Origin of the sequence: Mammaliicoccus sp. J-M41, assembly GCF_022385935.1 — a bacterium.
Lineage (GTDB): Bacteria > Bacillota > Bacilli > Staphylococcales > Staphylococcaceae > Mammaliicoccus > Mammaliicoccus sciuri_A.
In genome coordinates this window covers 23478-44293 of record NZ_JAJNIR010000022.1, presented here as the reverse complement: position 1 = coordinate 44293, position 20816 = coordinate 23478, and the positions used below count along the sequence as shown (strand labels likewise).

Genomic DNA, 20816 nt, shown 5'->3' with positions numbered 1-20816 from the left:
AAATATTCAGTATCAGCAATGTGCAAAGTCCTACAAATGCCAAGAAGTACCTACTATTACCACCAAAATAACCAACATAAAGTTAATAAAGAAAACAATGATGAGATATTAGCAGATGAAATTGAAGATATATTCATCTCTAATAGACGTTGTTACGGTACACGTAAAATAAAGATTGCTTTAACGAAACGAGGACTATATGTGTCTAGGCGTAAGATTGGTGTATTGATGAAACAAAGAAACTTAGTTTCTACTTATACAAAGATGAAATTTAAAGTAACATCAAGCAAGGTAAACCAATCTACTACCAAGAATCATTTAAATCGTAACTTTAAAAAACATAAACAGTATAAATACATTGTTTCAGATTTAACTTATGTCCGTGTGGACAATAGATGGCATTATGTATGCTTATTTAGTGATTTATATAATCGTGAGATTATAGGCTATAGTGTAGGACAACGCAAAAACGCTGACTTAGTATTCAAAGCATTAGCAAGTATAGAAACAAATCTATTTAATATAAGCTATATCCATACAGATAGAGGACGAGAATTTGATAATCAATTAATCGATAAAGTAATTGATGTATTCAATATTAACCGTTCTTTAAGCCGTAAGGGAAATCCATATGATAACGCAGTAGCAGAAACAATATTTAAAGCAGTAAAGACAGAATTCATAAATACTACAAGATTCTATACGATAGAACAATTAGAAATTGAATTAAAAATGTATATAAACTGGTATAACAATGAAAGAATACATGCAGGATTAAATTATCAAACGCCAACCTCTTATAAACTTATGAATTCTGTCTAAGTTTTTGTTGACATACCAGGTGTCGTTAGGGACAGAATTCCGAGAAGTGTCCGTAAGAGAGCGCCCACCTAATTACCAGAATTCAGAATAATGGAAGATACACCTCCATTAATTCTTGATCTTATTAAATTGCAAATTCTATATCTAATTACTTGCATGGTTGGTGTGTTGAAGTACAATAGTATTAAATCATAATGATGATGGAGGAGTAACTACATATGACACAAATTAAAATAGCTAAAAATGAAAATGAAATCAATTTAGAGTTAGGCCAAGCTAATAGACATGGCTTGATTGCTGGTGCTACTGGTACTGGTAAAACAATTACTTTAAAAGTATTGGCTGAACAATTTTCTAAAGCTGGTGTTCCAGTCTTTATGTCAGATGTTAAAGGGGACATCTCAAGTATTGCAGAGGCTGCCTCTATCAATGATAAGATTCAAGAACGTATTGATATGATGAAAATTGACGATTACAAAAATAATGCTTTTCCTGTAACGTTGTTTGATGTATTTCAAAAAACGGGTGTACCTGTTCGTACAACAATTACAGAAATGGGTCCACTATTAATCGGTAAATTATTAGATTTAAATAATACTCAATTAGGTGTGTTAGATATTGTATTTAAAGTTGCTGATGAAAGTGGTCTGCTTCTAATTGATATGAAAGATTTTAAAGCACTTTTAAAAGAAATTAATGAAAATAGAGCAGAGTATGCTGAAAAGTATGGAAATATTTCTTCTGCATCAATTGGTGCAATTCAGCGTGCATTATTAAGATTAGAATCTGAAGGTGCTGAAACATTCTTCGGAGAACCTGCGTTACAATTAGAAGATTTTATTAAGTTTGATGAATCAGGCAGAGGTATGATCAATGTACTTGATGCATCTGTTTTATATCAAAAGCCTAAATTATATGCAACGTTCTTATTATGGTTATTATCGGAGTTATTTGAAAGTCTTCCAGAAGTAGGCGATCCTGAAAAACCAAAAATTGTCTTCTTCTTTGATGAAGCTCATCTTTTATTTAATGATAGTTCAAAAGAGTTAATTGAAAAAGTTGAACAAGTTGTACGTTTAATCCGATCTAAAGGTGTAGGTATTTATTTCGTAACTCAAAATCCAATTGATATTCCAGAATCAGTGCTTGGACAACTAGGTAATAGAGTGCAACATGCACTTAGAAGTTACACACCTAAAGATCAAAAAGCGATTAAAAGTGCTGCACAAACTTTCCGTCAAAATGAAAGCTTTGACACTGCTCAAGTAATCGGAGAATTGAAAACAGGGGAAGCATTGATTTCATTCTTAAATGATGAAGGCCAACCAAATGTTGTTGAACGCGCATTTATTCGTCCACCTGAAAGTAAAATTGGTGTAATCGATGAATCTGTTAAAAAAGATTTAATTGATAATGCACCATTAAATGAAACGTATAAAGAAACATTTGATCGTGAAAGTGCATATGAAATGTTACAAAATAAGATTGAAAAGCAACCTGAAGAAGAACAAAAAACTAAGAAATCACAGTCAACTAAGAAAGAAACAACATCTAAGAAGAAAGAAAAACCTTCACAATTCCAAAAAGAAACATCTAAATTCTTATCAACAGTTGGAAGACAAATTGGTAGAGAAATAGTACGTAATATATTTGGAACGAAAAGACGCTAATTATTTTTTGCTTTCTTATATTTAGTATATGCTTTAATATAAAGATATAAGAATATACAAGAGGGATCATAATGAAGAAAAAAGCTAGAATCATTTACAACCCAACATCAGGAAGAGAGTTATTTAAAAGAGCATTACCTGATGTATTAATTAAGTTAGAACAGGCTGGTTATGAGACAAGCGCTCATGCTACAACAAGTGCTGGAGATGCGACACATGCTGCTAGGGAAGCTCTAAAATATGATTATGATGTAATCATTGCTGCTGGTGGAGATGGTACTTTAAATGAAGTTATCAATGGTATAGCAGAAGCAAAGAAGCGACCTAAACTAGGGTTAATTCCTATGGGGACAGTTAACGATTTTGGTAGAGCACTTCTTATTCCAAACAATATAATGGAAGCTGTAGATACAATCATTAAAGGTGATCTTGTACCTGTAGATGTTGGTAAAATGAACAATCGCTATTTTATTAACATTGCTGGTGGCGGTAAAATAACAGAAGTTTCTTATGAAGCGCCAAGTAAATTGAAAACAATGGTTGGACCACTCGCTTATTACATTAAAGGCTTAGAGATGTTACCACAAATTAAAGCGACTGATATACGTATCGAATATGATGGTAATGTATTCCAAGGCGAAGCGATGATGTTTTTAATTGGCTTAACGAATTCAATAGGCGGCTTTGAAAAGCTTGTACCAGATGCTGATATTAATGATGGTAATTTTACTTTGCTTATATTAGAGAAAGTGAATATAGCAGAACTTGGACATATTATGACATTGGCTTCTAGAGGTGATCATATCAATCATCCGAAAGTACATTACACAAAAGCTAAAACAATTAATGTCTCATCATTTGAGCAAATTCAATTAAATGTTGATGGTGAATTTGGTGGCGTATTACCTGCTAATTTCTTAAACTTAAAACAACATATACAAGTCTTTTCTAAACTTGAAAGGGTTAAGAGAGAGCACGGAATTGAAACAGTAGAAAGAGAACGAGAAAGACTACACGAAGAACAAACAGAAGAATAAATACATAGGGACATTATTTTGTCCCTTTTTTCTATGTTTATCGTGAAAGAGGGAGTTAATATGGCAGGAGTCGTAAATAAGAATGAAATATATACTGGAGAGGTTATCGATTTTACACATGAAGGGCATGGTGTTGTAAAATTCGATCGTTATCCAATTTTCGTACCAAATGCAATTAAAGATGAAACCATTTCATTTAAAGTCATCAAAGTGAAAAAGCAATTTGCTATTGGTAAATTAATCTCCATTGAAGAAGCATCAAAGGACAGAATTGAACCACCATGTGAATATTATAAAGTTTGTGGTGGATGTCAACTTCAACATTTAAGTTACAATGCGCAATTAGAAATGAAAAAAGAACAAGTGATTAATCTATTCAAGAGAAAATCACATTTTGAAGATACAATTATTCACGATACAGTTGGCATGGAAAATCCTTGGCATTATCGTAATAAATCCCAAATACCAGTGGGGAAAAATAAATCTGGTGAAATTGAACTAGGATTCTATAGACAAAGAAGTCACGATATTGTGAATATAGATCATTGCATGATTCAAGATGAAAAGCATGATTTAATTATGAAGAAACTTAAGAAACTTTTAGATGAAACAAACATCAGTATTTATAATGAACAAAAGCATAAAGGTGAATTAAGACATATCATCTTGAGAACTGGTTATTATACTGGAGAAACAATGGTTATATTCGTGACGAATAGTAAACAACTTAGCCATAAAAATAAAATTATTGATTTTATACAAACAGAATTTGAAAATGTGGTCAGCATTAAACATAATATTAATTTAGAAAAATCAAATGTTATTATGGGACATACGTCACATACTTTATACGGGAAAGATACAATTACAGATAAACTTTCTGAATATGAATTTAAAATATCCGACACTTCTTTCTATCAAATCAATCCAACACAAACAGAAAAACTTTATCATAAAGCGCTAGAATATGCACAATTAGATGGAGAAGAAACTGTCATTGATGCGTATTGTGGTATTGGGACAATCGGTTCATACATGTCACAAAAAGCAAAACACGTTTATGGCGTGGAAGTCGTAGAACAAGCTATAGAAAACGCAAAAGAAAATGCGCAAATCAACCATATAGACAATGCGACATGGGAAGCAGGAAAAGCAGAAGAAATTATCTTAAAATGGCAACAAGAAGGTATTAAACCAGAAGTTGTAATGGTCGATCCACCAAGAAAAGGATGCGATCAAACATTTATTGAAACATTAATCGAATTATCACCAAAAAGAATCGTGTATATTTCATGTAACCCAGCAACACAGGTGAGAGATGTAGAATTGTTGAAAAATAGCGGTTATCAACTAAAAGAAATCACACCAGTGGATATGTTTCCACATACAACACATGTCGAAACAGTAGCTTTAATCGAAAAAATAAAAGAATAGAATTCACCAAAAACCCAAGCCAACTTATACGTTGGCTTGGGTTTTTGAGCGTTATGTTTGTGTGAAAGTGTTTACAACTGTATAAATAATGTAAGGAGGGTTGTTTATGAAACGACTAATGATTAGTGCAATTTCTGCTAGTTTTATTTTATCTGCTTGTAGTAATGATTCGCGTGATGAAACTGAAGATAAAGGTAAGCAAACTCAGAATGAAATGGAACATGAACAGAGTCAGTCAGATGACAACCAAGATCGTAAAGAGACTAAAGGTATTGAAACGGTAGCTCAAGGTTTAGATACACCGTGGAGTATTGCGAAATCAAATGATGTGTTTTATTTATCAGAACGTCCTGGCAAAATTATTAAAATCGATGGCAATAAAAAGAATGAGCAACAAGTGGATTTAGATAAGGAAGTTTCTACAGCTACTGAAGCGGGTTTATTAGGATTCGTTCTTGCACCTGATTTTAAAGATTCTCAAGAAGCATATGCGTATTACACATATGAAGATAATGGCCAGTTTAATCGTATCGTAAAATTAAAATTAGAAAATGATACGTGGAAAGAAGAAGAGGTATTAATTGATAAAATTCCGAGTGGTCAATATCATCATGGTGGTCGTTTAAAAATTGGACCGGATGATAAATTATACGCGACAACTGGAGATGCTTCAGACGAACAAAATGCACAAGATAAAGATACTTTAGGTGGTAAAATTTTAAGAATTAATCTTGATGGTAGTAAGCCTAAAGATAATCCGATTTCTAATTCATATGTTTATAGTTATGGTCACAGAAATCTACAAGGAATTGTATGGACCCCTGATGGACAGATGTATGCGAGTGAACATGGTAATCAGGCTAATGATGAAATAAATGAGATTAAAGAAGGTCATAATTACGGTTGGCCAGTGATTGAAGGCAATGAAGAAAATAATAATATGGAAACACCGATATTTACTTCAGGATCAGATGATACATGGGCACCTTCAGGCATCGCATTTAAAGACGGTATCATTTATTCAGCTGCGTTGCGTGGAGAAGGTATTATGAAATTTGATGTAGAAAAAGATGAAATGAAAAAAGTGGCGACTAAATATGGAAGAATTAGAGATGTTTACATTGTAAATGATGATTTGTATTTTGTAAGTAATAATACAGATGGTAGGGGTAATCCTTCTCAAAATGATGATAAGATGTATAAAGTTTCACTAAGTCAATTAAATTCATAATTCAAACCGAGCATAAAATCATTAGTATAAATTGAATTTATATTTTATAATCATTATGTAAAGGTTATTAAGAAATGGTTTCACGGGGGTATTGGATGCTTAAAATTGACTTAGTTAACAATATATCTGTATTAAAAAGGTTAGCACTTTTACAATTTGTTTTATTTCTTTCATTAATATTAATTAGTTTTAAGTTAATTGCGAATATCATATATATTTATGAAGAAGGCTTTGTAAGAAATATTATAGTCGGGTTAGTTGGTTTAATTATATTAGTGTTTATCCATGAGTTAATACACGGTATTTGTTTTAAAATATTTAACCCAAAGGGAAAGGTTAAATATGGATATATGAAAGGCATGTTTTATGCAACGATGCCACATGCTATTTTTACAAGAAAACAATTTTATATCATATTATTAGCACCATTTGTTTTAATTAGTATAGGATTATTAATTGTATTATTATGGCTTCAAGTCACTTCTATTATTTATGTATTTGCTTTTCATGGTGCAGCATGTATCGGTGATTTTTACATGGCGCAAGTGATTTATAGTAATAAGCAGATGAATTATGTAGAAGATACAGAAGTAGGTATTAATTTATTTACGGATAATAAAGACGTTCAATCAACAAGTTAATAAGATTTTTGATATAATATATAGGAATTTGGGCAACCAACTTCCTATTTTTTTGTAGAGGTGTTTAGAATGGAACGGCGAATCATTCACATTGATATGGATGCTTTCTTTGCTCAAGTAGAAATAAGAGATAATCCAAAATTAAAAGGAAAACCAGTGATTATAGGTGGACGTGCTTCAGGTAGAGGGGTTGTTTCGACAGCTAGTTATGAAGCTCGTAAATTTGGTGTTCATTCAGCTATGCCCATGGCTCAAGCACATCAACTTTGTCCGGATGGTTATTATGTACGCCCAAGAATTAATTATTATCGAGAAGTGTCGAATGATATAATGGCAATATTTAAAAGTTATACAGATATTGTAGAACCTTTATCGTTAGATGAAGCTTATTTAGACGTTACTGAACTTGTGAGAAAAGACTTACCTGCGTCAACGATTGCACAATACATTCAACGAGATATTTATGATAAGACGCATCTAACTTCTTCAGCGGGTGTTTCTTATAATAAATTTTTAGCAAAGCTCGCTAGCGGTATGAATAAACCGAGTGGTCGTACAGTGATAGATTATGAGAATGTACATGATTTGTTGATGTCGTTGCCTATAGGAGATTTTGCGGGTATTGGAAAAGTAACAGAAGAAAAGATGAAATCATTGGGGATCAATAGTGGTAAAGATTTATACGCATATGACCAAATGGAATTGATTCAATTATTCGGTAAACGTGGTGTAAGCTTTTATAATAAAGTACGCGGTATTGATCATTCTCCAGTGAAACCAACACGTGTTAGAAAATCAATCGGTCGAGAAACAACATTTGAAACAGATCAAAATGATGATGACTTTATACTCAATACAATTAGAAAATTGAGTACTGAAGTTGCTAATAGAGCAGATAAACATGAACTAGCAGGACGAACGATAACAGTTAAACTTAAGACACATAACTTTGAAACATTATCTAAACAAACAAGTAGTCATACACCCGTCTATGACGAAGTTGAAATATATAATATAGCATATGATTTATATAATTCATTAAAAGACCCCGAGACTTCTATACGTTTAGTAGGTGTATCAATCGGGAATTTAGTTTCAAGAACGTATCGTAATTTAACAATATATGATTTTATTTAAACCGATTTACTTGATATCATCATGTATCCTTAGTATTCTGAATATTGTTGAATGCGCGTTTCGGCTACATGAGAAGTGGGTATTTATTAATACTTATAATAAGAAAGTAGAGATTGATATGAAATTTAAATTTTCAATTATTGCAATTACAGTATTATTAATCATTTTATTTATTAAAAGTTCCATTGAAACAGGTTCATTCGATATTATCAAATTACTAGGTATTATTGCGATAGCAATATTATTATTCTGGGTTGATAGAAAATTAGAAAGACCTGTTAATAAAGCGAGTTTAAAAAGAGACATAAAAAAAGAATTCCAACACAAAGAGTAAATAAAAGAATAAAAGCTTCTAGGATGCGTCATGATATCCTAGAAGCTTTTTATTTATACATATTTTTTATCGGTTAACGTTTTGCCGTAAATATCTAATACAGAATCTAAGTCTGGGTAATGTTTTAACAATCGATACGTAATAATCGCACATGCTTTAGCATCATTTAACGCATGATGGTGACCTTTAAAATCAATATTATAATAATCCATCATTGGCGCAAGTCCATATCTATGATTGTTGACTGTTTTTCTAGCTAATATACATGAACAAAAATACGTTAATTCAGGAATTTCGATTTGGTGTTTAATGAGAGATTTAAACAATACAGTCATATCAAATTTAGCATTATGTGCTACAACTGGTAGTGTACCGATGAAATCCATCATATATGGAAACACGACATCGAAAGTAGGTGAATTTGTCACATCAGAAGGTTTAATTTTATGAATTTTAATATTTATATTTGAAAAATAATCCTCGGGATTCACTAATGTGTAAAAAGTTTCTGTAATTTGATGATCAATTACTTTGACCATTCCGACAGAACAAATACTTTCCGGACTTCCATTTGCTGTTTCAAAATCAAGTGCTACAAATGAAGACATACCATCACTTCCTTTAGAAAGTTATTATAAACATTTGTTGGAATAATGTAAATGATGATGGTATGTAAGATAGAATGAATAAAGACCATCCACCATGAGTAGCTCACGGTGATGGTCTTCATTTAAGTATAGTAAGACTATAAATTATTCAGCATCTTCATCGAAGTGACGAGAAGCTAAATCTTTTTCATAGATAAATAATGCGTTATTGTCTTCTTGAATTCTTTCTAAGTAGTCAATATGTGTTTCAAACATAGACTCTTCTTCAACTTGCTCATCTAAGAACCAGTTTAAGAATGAAATTGTAGCAAAGTCTTTTTCTTCTTTAGCAATTTCAGATAAATTATAGAATCGACGTGTAACATCTTGTTCTTGAGCTAATCCATCTTTAAATGTCTCTAATAAAGAACTGAATTCAGTCTTAGGAGCATCTAAAGCTGTGAAAATAGCTTTTTCACCACGATCGTTAATATAGTCATATATTTTCATACCATGGAAACGTTCTTCTTTAGCTTGTTGAATATAGAAGTTTGCAAATCCATCGTAACTCTTATCTGCACAATAAGCTGCCATTGCCATATATGCATGTGCTGCGTAAAATTCATGATTCAACTGATTGTTTAAAGCATTTAAAATATTTTTAGATAACATAGAAATCTTCCCTTCTATAATAATTTTAACTTACATTTTTATTATACAATAACAACAAAATGAAACCAACGATTTGATACAGTTAAACACTTTTTTTAAAGCTTTTGAACGTGGTATAATGATGTGACAGAACAAGGAGGTAACGTATGAAGAAGTATGTTGCGAAAAATATAGCAAAGCTAGCTCGATATGCTAGTAGAAAAGTAGGTAAACAAGGTACGGATCTTCCGGGACAAATAGCTCGAAAAATAGACCCGCTTATTTTAAGAAAGTTAGCAAATGAAGTAGATGAAATCGTGATGATTAGTGGTACGAACGGTAAAACGACGACATCGAATTTAATAGGTTATACATTAAAGAAGAACAATATTGAAATTATACATAATACTGAAGGTGCCAATATGGCAGCTGGGATTACTTCAAGCTTTATTGTTCAATCTAATAAAAATACTAAAATTGCTGTTATAGAAATAGATGAGGGTTCTATACCAAGAGTGTTAAAAGAAATGACACCTTCTATGATGGTAGTGACAAACTTCTTTAGAGACCAAATGGATAGATTTGGTGAAATCGATACGATGGTAGATAATATTGCCAACTCAATCAAAGATAAAGGGATCAAACTATTACTGAATGCAGATGATCCTTTCGTTAGTCGATTAAAAATAGCAAGTGATGACATCGTATATTATGGTATGCAAAAAGGGATACACGACTTTGAACAAAGTTCAATGGTTGAAAGTAAATACTGTCCTAATTGTGGAAGATTATTAAATTATAGTCATATTCATTACAATCAAATTGGTCATTATACATGTGAATGTGGATTCAATAGAGCAACACCACAATATGAAGTGACAGCATTTAAACAAGAACCATTCATACATGTAGGCTTAAATGATGCTCATTTTGATATGAAGATTGCCGGTGATTTTAATGTATTTAATGTCATTGCAGCTTATTCAGTATTAAGAGAATTAGGTTTATATGATCAATCTATTAAAATTGGATTTGAAACATATACTTCTGATAATGGACGTATGCAATACTATAGAAATAGTAAAAAAGAAGCGCTTATTAACTTAGCTAAAAACCCTGCAGGTCTGAATGCAAGTTTGTCTGTAGGTGAACAAATTGATGGAGAAAAAGTTTATTTAATCAGTTTGAATGATAATGGTGCAGATGGAAGAGATATTTCATGGATTTATGATGCAGACTTTGAAAAATTATCTAGACAGAATATCAAAACCATCATCTGTACAGGACAAAGAGCTGAAGAATTAGCATTAAGACTGAAATATGCTGAAGTTGAAGCGGAAGTTATTATAGAACATTCAATAGAAAAGGCAACGGAACTATCGATGACTTACAATCAGTTTACAGTTGCAATTCCAAACTATACATCTTTATCACCAATGCATCGAACATTGAATAAAGCCTTCAAGGAGGAAGCATAATGTCAGCAATAAAAATATTTCATTTTATGCCAGATAAATTAAATTTATACGGCGATATTGGCAATATTATTGCACTGAAGCAACGTGCGAAATGGCGTAATATAGAAGTAGAAGTAATAGATATAACAGATACTGATCAATTAAGTTTAGATGATTGTGACATTTTCTTTATTGGCGGTGGAAGTGATAGAGAACAAAGTTTAGCAACAGAACAATTAAAGAAAATTAAAACACAACTCAAAGATGCAATTGAAGACGGCATGCCAACCTTAACAATATGTGGAGGCTATCAATTTTTAGGATCTGAATATGTAACACCAGATGGTACAAGATTAGAAGGTTTAAACATTCTTGATATTTATACAGAATCTAAGAAAGACCGTCTAATAGGAGATATTGTAATTGAATCAGAAACATTTGGACAAATTGTCGGTTTTGAGAATCATGGTGGTAGAACATATCACGAATATCCTACATTAGGTAAAGTCGTTGATGGTTATGGTAATAATGATACGGATAAGAAAGAGGGTATCCATTATAAGAATTTATTAGGTACATATTTACATGGACCAATATTACCTAAAAACCACGAAATCACCGATTACTTATTAAAACAAGCATGTATCCGAAAAGGTATAACATTCGAACCAGAACAATTAGACAATACAGTTGAAGAAGCGGCAAAACAAGCTATTATTAAACGATTGTTAAAAGCAAAATAATAAGATGTGAGTTAAAGAGGTAGTAAACTCACGAGTTCATTAAAAATCATAATAAGTAACTCACATCATTAAAACATAAAAAGCGGCTGGGACATATTTTAATGTCCTGGCCGCTATTTATGTTTTAGCATAGTTATTTTGTTAATCTTGAATATCTATCGTTTAAAATTTTATTAATCATGAGTATTTCATAAATAATGTGACTTTTGATTTGGTTTTCATCAAATTCGTTTAGTCCTTTAACACTATTTTTTAATGTGGATGCTGCATTTTTTTGTTTTTTATATTCATTTGCTTTTATTAAATGTTCATAGGATTTGATGAAATTTGAGATTGCTGTGCGTTCTTTTTCGGTAAAGACGATGTGCGTATTCTCTGGTAAATATACTAAGTTTAATAAATGTGCATTTAGTAGTCGGTTAATGTGATATTTCATTTCGACTTTTCTAATGTGAGATTTAGATTCTTTCTTTGCTCTATGGTAATCGTATTCTTCTTTTTGATATTTTATAAGTTGTTCAATTTTAGTAGCTTGTTGTTGCAATGTTGATACTTTTTTCATGGATAAAGTAGATTCGTATTCACCTAGTAAGAGTTCTTTAAGTCTAGCTATGTATATTTCTAAAATGCTTTGATCCATCTTATGATTGATGTCTTCTATTTGATTTATATATTTAGGTGGCAAAATAATGAAGTTGACGATGCCTGCTGTTGCAAGACCAATTGTAGTCGTCGCTAATCGTGATACGAAATTATATACGAATGCTTCATGGATAACCGGAACCATTGCGACAGCTGTAATGGCAGCTACTAACATACCATCAAATAATTTAAGTTTATAACATACTAAAATCGTGACGGTTGCTGCTAATGAATAACTTAAAGGTGATTCTCCAAAGAAGTATGTACTAATAACGGCTATAAATGCACCAAGTATAGAAGCGGGGAACCTCACAAATGCTTTCTTTAAGGATGCTTTAGCTGTAGGTTCAATTGTCACAATAGATGTGATAACCGCAAATATAGGATTTAAATTTAAAGACATACATATTAAAGCAGTTAAAAAAGTTGCTAATCCAGTTTTAATAATTCTTGCACCGATAATTCGAGATAACCAATTTTCTTTCATATTCAAAACTCCGAAATCATTTTTTTATAGTATAACATGCATTTTCTGATATAATGATAAACGACAAAAAAATTTTAAAAGAAAGAACGGGATTTAAATGATAATTCAAAACAATGAAGAACTTGAAGGCCTAAAAGAAATAGGTAAAATTTGTGCAATAATTCGTGATGAGTTAAAAGAAGCAACTAAACCCGGAATTACAACTAAAGAATTAGATAACATCGCAAAGGAAAGATTTGAAGAGTTAGAAGCAGAATCAGCACCTATTGCAGAGTATGATTTTCCTGGTTACACATGTATAAGTGTAAATGAAGAGGTTGCGCACGGTATACCTGGTAAACGTGTGATTAACGAAGGCGATCTTGTAAATATAGACGTTTCAGCTCGTAAAAATGGCTATTATGCAGATACAGGTATTTCATTTGTTGTTGGTAATGCAGATGATCCGAAAAAACAATTAGTAGTTGATGTAGCAGCTATGGCTTTTGAAGAAGCAATGAAGAAAGTTAAGCCAGGTGCTAAATTATCTCAAATTGGTAGAGCAGTAAATGCTACTGCACGTAAAAATGGCTTAAAAGTTATTAAAAACTTAACAGGACATGGTGTTGGACGTTCATTACACGATTCACCACAACATGTTATGAACTATTATGATCCATTAGAAAAACAATTGCTTAAAGAAGGTATGGTACTTGCAGTAGAACCATTTATCTCATCAAACGCGACAATCGTTAGCGACGGTAAAAATGATTGGGCATTTGAAACGAAAGATAAAAGTTTCGTCGCTCAAATTGAGCACACAATTGTTGTAACTAAAGAAGGACCATTATTATTAACTAAATTAGAAGACTAAAAATATAAGAGGAGTGGATAGAATTGATTAAACATACAAGATTCTATACTACTCCTTTTTATTTTTCTAAGACTAAGGTCCTATTGAAAATTCAATCCTAGGTCCATTTTTAGATTTGAAATAACATTTTATAATAGAGTTTAATATGACAGAAGTAGGTGATTCTATGTTTAATGTTGTTTCAGATCAATTAAAACAATTAATTCTTGTTTCATATTATGAAAGTTTAGATACATGTGCTAAGCGCTTAGATGTTAAAATTAAAGCTATGAAGCAGTACTTAACGTATCTTGAACAAAAACGTTGTCAATTAAGTAAATTAATTGATAAATATACTTTAGAATTAGACAATAAGTATATGGACAAGATTGAAGATTTTAAAATTAAATGTGCTAAAAAATTAGAAGATCATGATTTACAATGGTTACAAAAGCAAATTAATATGTTAGAAAGTGAATTAGCGAAAATTGACGAAGCTATGAAAAGTACTTTTGATAAAATTGCTGATACTATAGCTGAGCGTACGATGCTTACTCAGATGAATTCACTTCTCTAAAAAAGGAGTGGTATGTTGAAGAATAAATTTATATCAACGGAATTGTTGATCGTATTATCTGTATTGATTTTGTTATCAAACATTTACTATATTTTCTTTGAGAAAATAGGCTTATTACTCGTTGTTGTAATGGGTACGATATTTATATATGTAGGATATTTATATTTTCATAAATTACGGGGATTAATTATATTTTGGATAGGCGCCATTTTAATGATTTATGCATTACTTTCTAATCCATACATGCTTGCCATTTTATTTTTATTCTTAGTATTTTTAGTTATTAGATATCTTTTATATCGTAAGAAACCATTAAGAGTAGAACATGTCGATCAAACATCAAATGAAAATATTAACGAATCATTTATAAAACAGCGATGGTTCTCTCCACAAAAGACACCACACTATATTTATAAATGGGAAGATATACAAATTCAACAAGCAATTGGAGATATTGAATTAGATTTATCTTTAGCTGCTAATTTATCTGAGCATAATGTTATTGTCGTGAGACAATATATTGGAAAGACGCAAATTATTGTTCCATATAATTACCATGTACATGTACATATAACTGCTTTATATGGCAGATTATATATGAATGATCAAGTGTACAGAGTAAAAAATGAAACAGTACATTATGAGGAAAATAGTCATAAAAATTCATTTAAAGTTAATATATTCTTCTCAACATTTATGGGAGATGTTGAGGTGATTTATCGATGAATAACTACACAAGAATTATCGGTTCAATGCTTATTCTTGTTTATACAATTGTCGGCATTTTATTTTTCTTAGATCGAATTTTTATTAATATTATATATTTTCAAGGTTTATTTTACACACAAATATTAGGTGTACCAGCATTCCTGTTTATTAATATTGTAGTAATTTTACTATGTATCATAATAGGGACTGCAGTAGCTTACAAAATTAATCAACAGCACCATTGGATTAAAGAACAAATCGAAAGATCTTTTCAAGGAGAAATGTTAGGTGTGAATCACCATGAAATTGATTTGCACAAAGAAACTTTAGAAATTTATCAAACATTAATTCCGTTGCATGAAGAACTATACACGTTGAGATTAAAGTCTCAACAAATTATTAATGAATCGTATCAAATGCAAGATTCCGTCGTTAAAAAAATCATAGAAGATGAGCGACAAAGATTAGCAAGAGAATTACATGACTCAGTAAGTCAGCAATTATTTGCGGCAAGTATGATGTTATCTGCAATTAAATCATCAGAATTAAAAGAGCCATTAGCTAAACAAGTAGACTTATTAGAAAAAATGATACAAGATTCGCAATTAGAAATGCGTGCTTTATTATTACATTTAAGACCTTTAGGATTAAAAAATAAATCTCTTGGTGAAGGTATTAAAGATTTAGTAGTCGACTTGAAACAAAAAATACCAATGAAAGTTGTTTATGATATAGAAGATATAGAAATAGCCAAAGGTACGGAAGACCATCTATTCCGTATAACTCAAGAAGCCATATCTAATACGTTACGTCATTCTAAAGGTACAAAAGTTTCAATAGAGTTAATAGATACGAATGATTATGTTATATTACGTATACAAGATGATGGGGTAGGTTTTGACACATCTAAAAGAGATCCACAGAGTTATGGGCTAAATACTATGAACGAACGTGCATTAGAAATTGGAGCCACTCTCAATATTATTTCAATGCCTGAATCGGGAACGCGTATTGAAGTTAAGGTACCAAATAATAAGGAGGAACAATATGACAATTAGAGTATTATTTGTAGATGATCATGAAATGGTTCGAATCGGAATCTCTAGTTATTTATCTACACAAGAAGATATATCCGTCATAGGGGAAGCAGCATCAGGAAGAGAAGGTATTGAAAAAGCTGAAGAATTAGAACCCGATGTCATTTTAATGGATTTAGTGATGGATGATATGAATGGTATAGAAGCAACACAACATATAAAAAAGCATCAACCAAGTGTTAAAATCGTCATGTTAACAAGTTTCATTGAAGATAATGAAGTCTACCAAGCCTTAGATGCAGGTGTTGATAGTTATATATTAAAGACGACTTCTGCAGATGATATCGCAAATGCTATACGTAAGACGTACAACAAAGAGTCTATTTTTGAACCAGAAGTACTTGTAAAAATGAGAAATAGAATGAATCAAAAAGCTGAATTATTCGAAATGTTGACTGAACGTGAAATGGAAATATTATTATTAATCGCTAAAGGTTATTCAAACCAAGAAATAGCAAGTGCCTCACATATTACGATTAAGACAGTTAAAACGCACGTTAGTAATATATTAAGTAAATTAGAAGTACAAGATAGAACACAGGCTGTTATATATGCCTTTCAACATAATTTAATATCATAATAAAAGAAGTTGAGCTTCCATAAAGGAGCTCAACTTCTTTTATTTAGTAAATTCATATCCATTTTGTATAACTTCTAAATCACCATTATGTGGATCAATTACGAGTCCATGTATCGGAACAGATTGATCAAATAATGGATGGTTATATACTTTTTGTATATTTGTTTGAACATTTTCAGTTACATCATCGAATCCTCTTAAGAATTGATGGATATTAATACCTGAATGTTCGATTGTATTTAGTGTATCATCTGTGATACCACGACTTTTCATTGTATCTATTACTGAATCCACATCCAAATTCCCCATACCACAGTCTTTATGACCCATGATAATGATTTCTTCAGCGCCAAGTGCATAAATCGCTACTAATAAACTTCGCATTGTAGAACCATATGGATGAGAAATAGTTGCGCCAGCGTTTTTAACAACTTTGATATCGCCATTTTTAAAGCCTAATGCACGCGTAGAAAGTTCTGTTAATCGCGTATCCATACACGTGAGCAATACTGCTTTAGCGTTAGGTGTCTTTGTTGTTATAAGATTTTTATATTCCTTATTTTCTATAAAAGCTGCATTATATTCTAAAATATCATTCAATAGAGGCATTAGTCATATCACCGTTTTCTGTTAAGTTATTAAATGCTTGTTCTTCTGGTGATCCATTTTTAAGCATTTTCTTCTGATGTAGTACTGCGTTTATTTCTGCACCGATGATAATAATTAATCCAGTTAAGAATAACCAAATCATCAATACGATAATACCTCCGATACTACCGTATGTTTTAGAGTAGTTAGCGAAATTATTAACATAAACACCAAATAAAGCACTTGAACCTAACCATGCAATTGTTGTAAAAGCTGCACCAGGAACAACTGATAATAATTTGATTTTAATGTTTGGTGCAAGCGTATATAGTGTGATAAATACGATAAACGTCACAATTAATGGTAGTACGACTTTTATTAAACTAAATATCCAACGTAATTCAGATTCTAATCCTAAAGGACCAAATAATAAATTGCCGATTTGTTGACCAAATATAGGTAGTGCTATTGCAATACCGAATACAACAACCATAATAACTGTGAAGAAGACACTCATGATTTTAAGTATGATAGCATTTCTTCCATCTTCAACATCATAAGCGACATTAAATGCGTTCATTAAAGCAGTCATACCATTTGATGCAGACCATAATGCTGCGATTAAACCGAATGAGAATAAGCCACCACTAGCATTATTCATAACGTCATCAATTATGCCAGTAATTAACTTTGCCGTATCACCAGGTGCATTCTCTGATATCATATTTGTAATTGTATCAGGATTGACTTGGAATAGTGGTATCAACGTTAACACAAATATTAGAGTAGGGAATAACGCAAGTAAGAAGTAATATGAAAGCTGTGCTGCAAGTCCTGTAGCATTATCCTTACCAATTCTGTAAATTAAAGTTGATAAAATATTACCGTCTTTCGTAAATTTAGCTGGCTTATTAATTTTTGAAACATAAAATATTTGGTTATCTTTCTTTGCTGTCTTAGATTCAAATTTTTGTGGTGGAATATAATATTCTTTCTTAATAGACTTTTTTTGTTCGTCTTTAAAGTTTTTAGCTTGTTCTAAAAATTTTGAGCTCGATTTATCATTTCCCATATAAATTCTCCTAATTTAATATGATGTTAAAAAAGACTAGGTTAGATGAATAAGCCTAGTCTTTAATATAAATTATGAATGGTTTGAACCTGAGATTTGTCTTTGATTCTTTTTCTCAATGAATGTATCTTTAGCATCCATAATTGATTGCTCTAATTCTGGATTTTTACGACGAATTTCTTCGATTACATCTTTCCAGTATAGAACTTCATCTTTAATTTGATCTAATTTAGAAGGTTCTCTTGAAGTGTTGCCTTCTTTAATGTTTTGCACTTGGTTTGATAACGATTGGCGAGTGTTTTTATCAGCTAATGCAATAATTGCGCCAATTGTACCACCTATTAAAATAGCAGGAACTAATTTGTTTTGCATAATGTTTTTCCCCTTTCAAGAATATAACTTTAAATTAACATTGACCTACATATCATATCACAAATGAATCTCAAATTAGAGAATATAGGCGTTAATATATGTTATAAATATCACTAATGTTGTTTATTCCCATAAATTTAGAGATATAAACACAATTGTAGTTTATAATAGTGCATTAGACAATAGCTTTTCAAAAGGCATAATATCTAAATTTCTGCCTATTTTAATTTTAAAATGCCCAGCTCTTGTCCATAATGTGATTTCACCGTTTAAATCAAGTAGTTTACCAGCATTCTCAGTAGACCACATGAGTATAATGTTATAAGGTATAGAGTAAGTTTCTATTTTCTTACCGGTGATACCTTGCATATCACGAATGATAATTCGTTTATTTGTAAATACGGCAGTATCTCTGAATGTCTTAAAAGCACTATAAGCTTCTTCGCCTTCAACGAGATATTGCGAAATATTATCTGGTACTGCAACTTGTTCGAAAAGCGTCCATGAAAGTATATCTTGAACAGCCACTAGAATCACTCCTCACCTTATAATTCATGTTTATTGTATAAAATATTCATATAAATTGTAAAGTGAATATATAAGTTTGATAGTTTTAATTATAATTACTTTTTGCTAAACTAAATTTTGAAAGGATGATAAAAAATATGACTGAATCAATAGAACAAATGGTAGATGATTTAAAAGGCAAGCTACGATTAGTAAATACAAGTGTATTGAATAAAGATGCAATACCTGAAGAAAAGAAAGAAGAATTGAAAGAAATACATACTATGGTCATGTCTAGAAAAAACATATCAGCTAGTGAAATGACAGCTATTACACAAGCTTTAGGTGACCTTAGAAAATAAACAAAGGTGGTTAAACAAATGGGTTATGAAAAACAGCTTAAAAAATATGCAGAGTTATTAGTTAAAGTTGGTTTGAATGTTCAGGAAAAAGAACCTGTATATATTCAAGCTTCAATTGATGCAAGTGAATTTGTACATTTAGTTGTTGAGGAAGCATACAAAATAGGGGCAGAAGACGTAAAAGTTAGTTACAAAGATGATAGAATTGCACAGCTTAAATATCAATATGAACCTGAATCATTTTTTGAGAATGTTAAACAATATGATATTGATGAAAAAATGGATTATTTAGATAGAAAAGCAGCGTTCTTATCAATTGTTTCATCTAGTCCAGATAGTTTGAAAGATGCTGATCCTAATAAAATTCGCAAATCTATGGCAGCAAACGGAAAAGCATTTAAAGACTATATGGTTGCTGTTCAAAGTGATCGCATGAGTTGGTGTGTAGCTTCATATCCATCGGTTGGTTGGGCTAAAATGATGTTCCCTGAATTAAGTGATGATGAAGCAGTCAATAAATTACTTGAAACAATTTTAAAAACAGTAAGAGTTGATCAAGAAGACCCAGTGAAAGCTTGGGAAGAACATGATCACTTATTACATGAAAAAGCAGATTATTTAAATAACAAAAAATATAAAGCATTGCATTACAAATCAGAAGGTACTGACTTAACAATTGAATTACCAAACGGTCAATATTGGTCGGGTGCTAGTTCTGTAAACTCAAAAGGCAACAGCTTTGTAGCGAATATGCCTACTGAAGAAGTATTTACTGCACCACATAAAAATGGTGTTAATGGAACAGTAAGTAATACATTACCTTTAAGTTATTCAGGTAATATTATTGATGACTTTACTTTAACATTTAAAGATGGTGAAGTAGTAGACTACAAAGCAGGTGTTGGTGAAGAAATTTTGAAATCGATTCTAGAAACAGATGAAGGTTCAAAACGACTAGGTGAGGTAGCATTAGTACCTGTTGATTCACCAATTTCTAACATGAACACGTTATTCTATAATACATTATTTGATGAAAATGCTTCTTGTCATATTGCATTAGGATCTGCTTATGCATTTTGTATCGAAGGTGGCAAAGATATGACTGCTGAACAATTAGCTGAAAATGGTTTAAATGATTCCACAACACATGTTGACTTTATGATTGGTAGCAAAGATTTATCAATTGATGGTATTTTGGAAAATGGTGAAAAAGAACCAGTATTTAGAGATGGTAATTGGGCATTTTAA

General features: G+C 31.3%; 24 protein-coding genes. 17 read left to right on the top strand and 7 right to left on the bottom strand.

The genetic code is table 11. The features are described 5' to 3' along the window. The 8 genes from LQ686_RS09245 to LQ686_RS09210 all read left to right on the top strand — a co-directional run. Positions 1–822, top strand: an 822-nt coding sequence (locus tag LQ686_RS09245) for an IS3 family transposase (protein WP_239733287.1), incomplete at its 5' end; no start/stop codon positions are given. A gap of 218 nt (positions 823–1040) precedes the next feature. Next, positions 1041–2492: a helicase HerA-like domain-containing protein gene (locus LQ686_RS09240; protein WP_103360873.1), complete on the top strand. Its 1452-nt coding sequence runs from the start codon at positions 1041–1043 to the stop codon at positions 2490–2492. A 71-nt stretch (positions 2493–2563) separates the two neighbouring features. Continuing rightward, positions 2564–3529 (top strand): diacylglycerol kinase, encoded by a 966-nt coding sequence (locus LQ686_RS09235; protein ID WP_025905139.1) that lies wholly within the window; start codon positions 2564–2566, stop codon positions 3527–3529. Between the two features lie 60 nt (positions 3530–3589). Then, on the top strand, positions 3590–4963 hold the full coding sequence (rlmD, locus tag LQ686_RS09230; RefSeq protein ID WP_103360874.1) for a 23S rRNA (uracil(1939)-C(5))-methyltransferase RlmD: 1374 nt from the start codon (positions 3590–3592) through the stop codon (positions 4961–4963). Positions 4964–5069: 106 nt separating this feature from the next. Next, positions 5070–6194: a PQQ-dependent sugar dehydrogenase gene (locus tag LQ686_RS09225; protein ID WP_239733286.1), complete on the top strand. Its 1125-nt coding sequence runs from the start codon at positions 5070–5072 to the stop codon at positions 6192–6194. A 95-nt stretch (positions 6195–6289) separates the two neighbouring features. Then, entirely contained in the window at positions 6290–6835 is a 546-nt protein-coding gene (locus tag LQ686_RS09220) for a DUF3267 domain-containing protein (RefSeq protein ID WP_058591878.1), read from the top strand. A gap of 69 nt (positions 6836–6904) precedes the next feature. Beyond that, positions 6905–7972 carry a DNA polymerase IV gene (gene dinB, locus LQ686_RS09215; protein WP_103360877.1) on the top strand — a complete coding sequence of 356 codons (1068 nt, stop codon included), beginning with the start codon at positions 6905–6907 and terminating at the stop codon, positions 7970–7972. A 118-nt stretch (positions 7973–8090) separates the two neighbouring features. Further along, a complete protein-coding gene (locus tag LQ686_RS09210) occupies positions 8091–8306 on the top strand; it encodes a hypothetical protein (protein ID WP_048540669.1) in 216 nt (71 codons plus the stop codon). A 53-nt stretch (positions 8307–8359) separates the two neighbouring features. Here LQ686_RS09210 and LQ686_RS09205 read toward each other — a convergent pair whose 3' ends face one another. Beyond that, a complete protein-coding gene (locus LQ686_RS09205) occupies positions 8360–8914 on the bottom strand; it encodes a 3'-5' exonuclease (RefSeq protein WP_103360878.1) in 555 nt (184 codons plus the stop codon). 144 nt (positions 8915–9058) lie between these two features. Further along, positions 9059–9565: a ferritin gene (locus LQ686_RS09200; RefSeq protein WP_239733285.1), complete on the bottom strand. Its 507-nt coding sequence runs from the start codon at positions 9563–9565 to the stop codon at positions 9059–9061. A gap of 146 nt (positions 9566–9711) precedes the next feature. Between LQ686_RS09200 and murT the strand changes: the two genes are divergently transcribed. Together murT and gatD are read left to right on the top strand one after the other, a co-directional pair. Then, positions 9712–11022 (top strand): lipid II isoglutaminyl synthase subunit MurT, encoded by a 1311-nt coding sequence (gene murT / locus LQ686_RS09195; protein ID WP_103360879.1) that lies wholly within the window; start codon positions 9712–9714, stop codon positions 11020–11022. After that, a complete protein-coding gene (gene gatD / locus LQ686_RS09190) occupies positions 11022–11744 on the top strand; it encodes a lipid II isoglutaminyl synthase subunit GatD (protein ID WP_025905148.1) in 723 nt (240 codons plus the stop codon). Before murT ends, gatD begins: the two co-directional genes overlap by 1 nt. 133 nt (positions 11745–11877) lie before the next feature. On the opposite strand, the gene LQ686_RS09185 is transcribed toward gatD, so the two are convergent. Further along, positions 11878–12873 (bottom strand): FUSC family protein, encoded by a 996-nt coding sequence (locus tag LQ686_RS09185; RefSeq protein WP_103360881.1) that lies wholly within the window; start codon positions 12871–12873, stop codon positions 11878–11880. 97 nt (positions 12874–12970) lie between these two features. Between LQ686_RS09185 and map the strand changes: the two genes are divergently transcribed. The 5 genes from map (at position 12971) to LQ686_RS09160 (ending at position 16667) form a co-directional block, all read left to right on the top strand. Beyond that, positions 12971–13726 (top strand): type I methionyl aminopeptidase, encoded by a 756-nt coding sequence (gene map / locus LQ686_RS09180; protein ID WP_025905150.1) that lies wholly within the window; start codon positions 12971–12973, stop codon positions 13724–13726. A 145-nt stretch (positions 13727–13871) separates the two neighbouring features. After that, on the top strand, positions 13872–14282 hold the full coding sequence (locus LQ686_RS09175; RefSeq protein WP_233670693.1) for a hypothetical protein: 411 nt from the start codon (positions 13872–13874) through the stop codon (positions 14280–14282). 15 nt (positions 14283–14297) lie between these two features. Further along, on the top strand, positions 14298–15008 hold the full coding sequence (liaF, locus tag LQ686_RS09170) for a cell wall-active antibiotics response protein LiaF (protein ID WP_025905152.1): 711 nt from the start codon (positions 14298–14300) through the stop codon (positions 15006–15008). Continuing rightward, the gene (locus tag LQ686_RS09165) at positions 15005–16048 is read left to right on the top strand and encodes a sensor histidine kinase (protein ID WP_037590451.1); all 1044 of its coding nucleotides are present in this window, start codon (positions 15005–15007) and stop codon (positions 16046–16048) included. The genes liaF and LQ686_RS09165 overlap by 4 nt, the downstream gene beginning before the upstream one ends. Continuing rightward, positions 16038–16667, top strand: a complete 630-nt coding sequence (locus LQ686_RS09160; RefSeq protein ID WP_025905154.1) for a response regulator transcription factor — start codon at positions 16038–16040, stop codon at positions 16665–16667. Before LQ686_RS09165 ends, LQ686_RS09160 begins: the two co-directional genes overlap by 11 nt. 39 nt (positions 16668–16706) lie before the next feature. Here the strand turns inward: LQ686_RS09160 and LQ686_RS09155 are convergent, their stop codons facing one another. From LQ686_RS09155 to LQ686_RS09140, 4 genes are all read right to left on the bottom strand, one after another. Beyond that, positions 16707–17276 carry a beta-class carbonic anhydrase gene (locus tag LQ686_RS09155; protein ID WP_103360882.1) on the bottom strand — a complete coding sequence of 190 codons (570 nt, stop codon included), beginning with the start codon at positions 17274–17276 and terminating at the stop codon, positions 16707–16709. Continuing rightward, on the bottom strand, positions 17260–18327 hold the full coding sequence (locus LQ686_RS09150; protein ID WP_025905156.1) for a YihY/virulence factor BrkB family protein: 1068 nt from the start codon (positions 18325–18327) through the stop codon (positions 17260–17262). The genes LQ686_RS09155 and LQ686_RS09150 overlap by 17 nt, the downstream gene beginning before the upstream one ends. 72 nt (positions 18328–18399) lie before the next feature. Beyond that, complete coding sequence (locus tag LQ686_RS09145; RefSeq protein WP_025905157.1) at positions 18400–18699, bottom strand: YtxH domain-containing protein; 300 nt, start codon at positions 18697–18699, stop codon at positions 18400–18402. Positions 18700–18861: 162 nt separating this feature from the next. Continuing rightward, on the bottom strand, positions 18862–19227 hold the full coding sequence (locus LQ686_RS09140) for a PH domain-containing protein (protein WP_103360883.1): 366 nt from the start codon (positions 19225–19227) through the stop codon (positions 18862–18864). Between the two features lie 137 nt (positions 19228–19364). On the opposite strand from LQ686_RS09140, the gene LQ686_RS09135 reads away from it, so the two are divergent. Both LQ686_RS09135 and LQ686_RS09130 read left to right on the top strand, forming a co-directional pair. Further along, on the top strand, positions 19365–19568 hold the full coding sequence (locus LQ686_RS09135; protein WP_025905159.1) for a DUF1128 family protein: 204 nt from the start codon (positions 19365–19367) through the stop codon (positions 19566–19568). Positions 19569–19586: 18 nt separating this feature from the next. Further along, positions 19587–20816: an aminopeptidase gene (locus LQ686_RS09130; protein WP_107572625.1), complete on the top strand. Its 1230-nt coding sequence runs from the start codon at positions 19587–19589 to the stop codon at positions 20814–20816.

Excerpts from the sequence above, each read along its gene's own strand:
- LQ686_RS09240 (WP_103360873.1), top strand. The coding sequence starts at position 1,041 with ATGACACAAATTAAAATAGCTAAAAATGAAAATGAAATCAATTTAGAG.
- LQ686_RS09235 (WP_025905139.1), top strand. The coding sequence starts at position 2,564 with ATGAAGAAAAAAGCTAGAATCATTTACAACCCAACATCAGGAAGAGAG.
- rlmD (WP_103360874.1), top strand. The coding sequence starts at position 3,590 with ATGGCAGGAGTCGTAAATAAGAATGAAATATATACTGGAGAGGTTATC.
- LQ686_RS09225 (WP_239733286.1), top strand. The coding sequence starts at position 5,070 with ATGAAACGACTAATGATTAGTGCAATTTCTGCTAGTTTTATTTTATCT.
- LQ686_RS09220 (WP_058591878.1), top strand. The coding sequence starts at position 6,290 with ATGCTTAAAATTGACTTAGTTAACAATATATCTGTATTAAAAAGGTTA.
- dinB (WP_103360877.1), top strand. The coding sequence starts at position 6,905 with ATGGAACGGCGAATCATTCACATTGATATGGATGCTTTCTTTGCTCAA.
- LQ686_RS09210 (WP_048540669.1), top strand. The coding sequence starts at position 8,091 with ATGAAATTTAAATTTTCAATTATTGCAATTACAGTATTATTAATCATT.
- LQ686_RS09205 (WP_103360878.1), bottom strand. The coding sequence starts at position 8,914 with ATGTCTTCATTTGTAGCACTTGATTTTGAAACAGCAAATGGAAGTCCG.
- LQ686_RS09200 (WP_239733285.1), bottom strand. The coding sequence starts at position 9,565 with ATGTTATCTAAAAATATTTTAAATGCTTTAAACAATCAGTTGAATCAT.
- murT (WP_103360879.1), top strand. The coding sequence starts at position 9,712 with ATGAAGAAGTATGTTGCGAAAAATATAGCAAAGCTAGCTCGATATGCT.
- gatD (WP_025905148.1), top strand. The coding sequence starts at position 11,022 with ATGTCAGCAATAAAAATATTTCATTTTATGCCAGATAAATTAAATTTA.
- LQ686_RS09185 (WP_103360881.1), bottom strand. The coding sequence starts at position 12,873 with ATGAAAGAAAATTGGTTATCTCGAATTATCGGTGCAAGAATTATTAAA.
- map (WP_025905150.1), top strand. The coding sequence starts at position 12,971 with ATGATAATTCAAAACAATGAAGAACTTGAAGGCCTAAAAGAAATAGGT.
- LQ686_RS09175 (WP_233670693.1), top strand. The coding sequence starts at position 13,872 with ATGACAGAAGTAGGTGATTCTATGTTTAATGTTGTTTCAGATCAATTA.
- LQ686_RS09165 (WP_037590451.1), top strand. The coding sequence starts at position 15,005 with ATGAATAACTACACAAGAATTATCGGTTCAATGCTTATTCTTGTTTAT.
- LQ686_RS09160 (WP_025905154.1), top strand. The coding sequence starts at position 16,038 with ATGACAATTAGAGTATTATTTGTAGATGATCATGAAATGGTTCGAATC.
- LQ686_RS09155 (WP_103360882.1), bottom strand. The coding sequence starts at position 17,276 with ATGCCTCTATTGAATGATATTTTAGAATATAATGCAGCTTTTATAGAA.
- LQ686_RS09150 (WP_025905156.1), bottom strand. The coding sequence starts at position 18,327 with ATGGGAAATGATAAATCGAGCTCAAAATTTTTAGAACAAGCTAAAAAC.
- LQ686_RS09145 (WP_025905157.1), bottom strand. The coding sequence starts at position 18,699 with ATGCAAAACAAATTAGTTCCTGCTATTTTAATAGGTGGTACAATTGGC.
- LQ686_RS09135 (WP_025905159.1), top strand. The coding sequence starts at position 19,365 with ATGACTGAATCAATAGAACAAATGGTAGATGATTTAAAAGGCAAGCTA.
- LQ686_RS09130 (WP_107572625.1), top strand. The coding sequence starts at position 19,587 with ATGGGTTATGAAAAACAGCTTAAAAAATATGCAGAGTTATTAGTTAAA.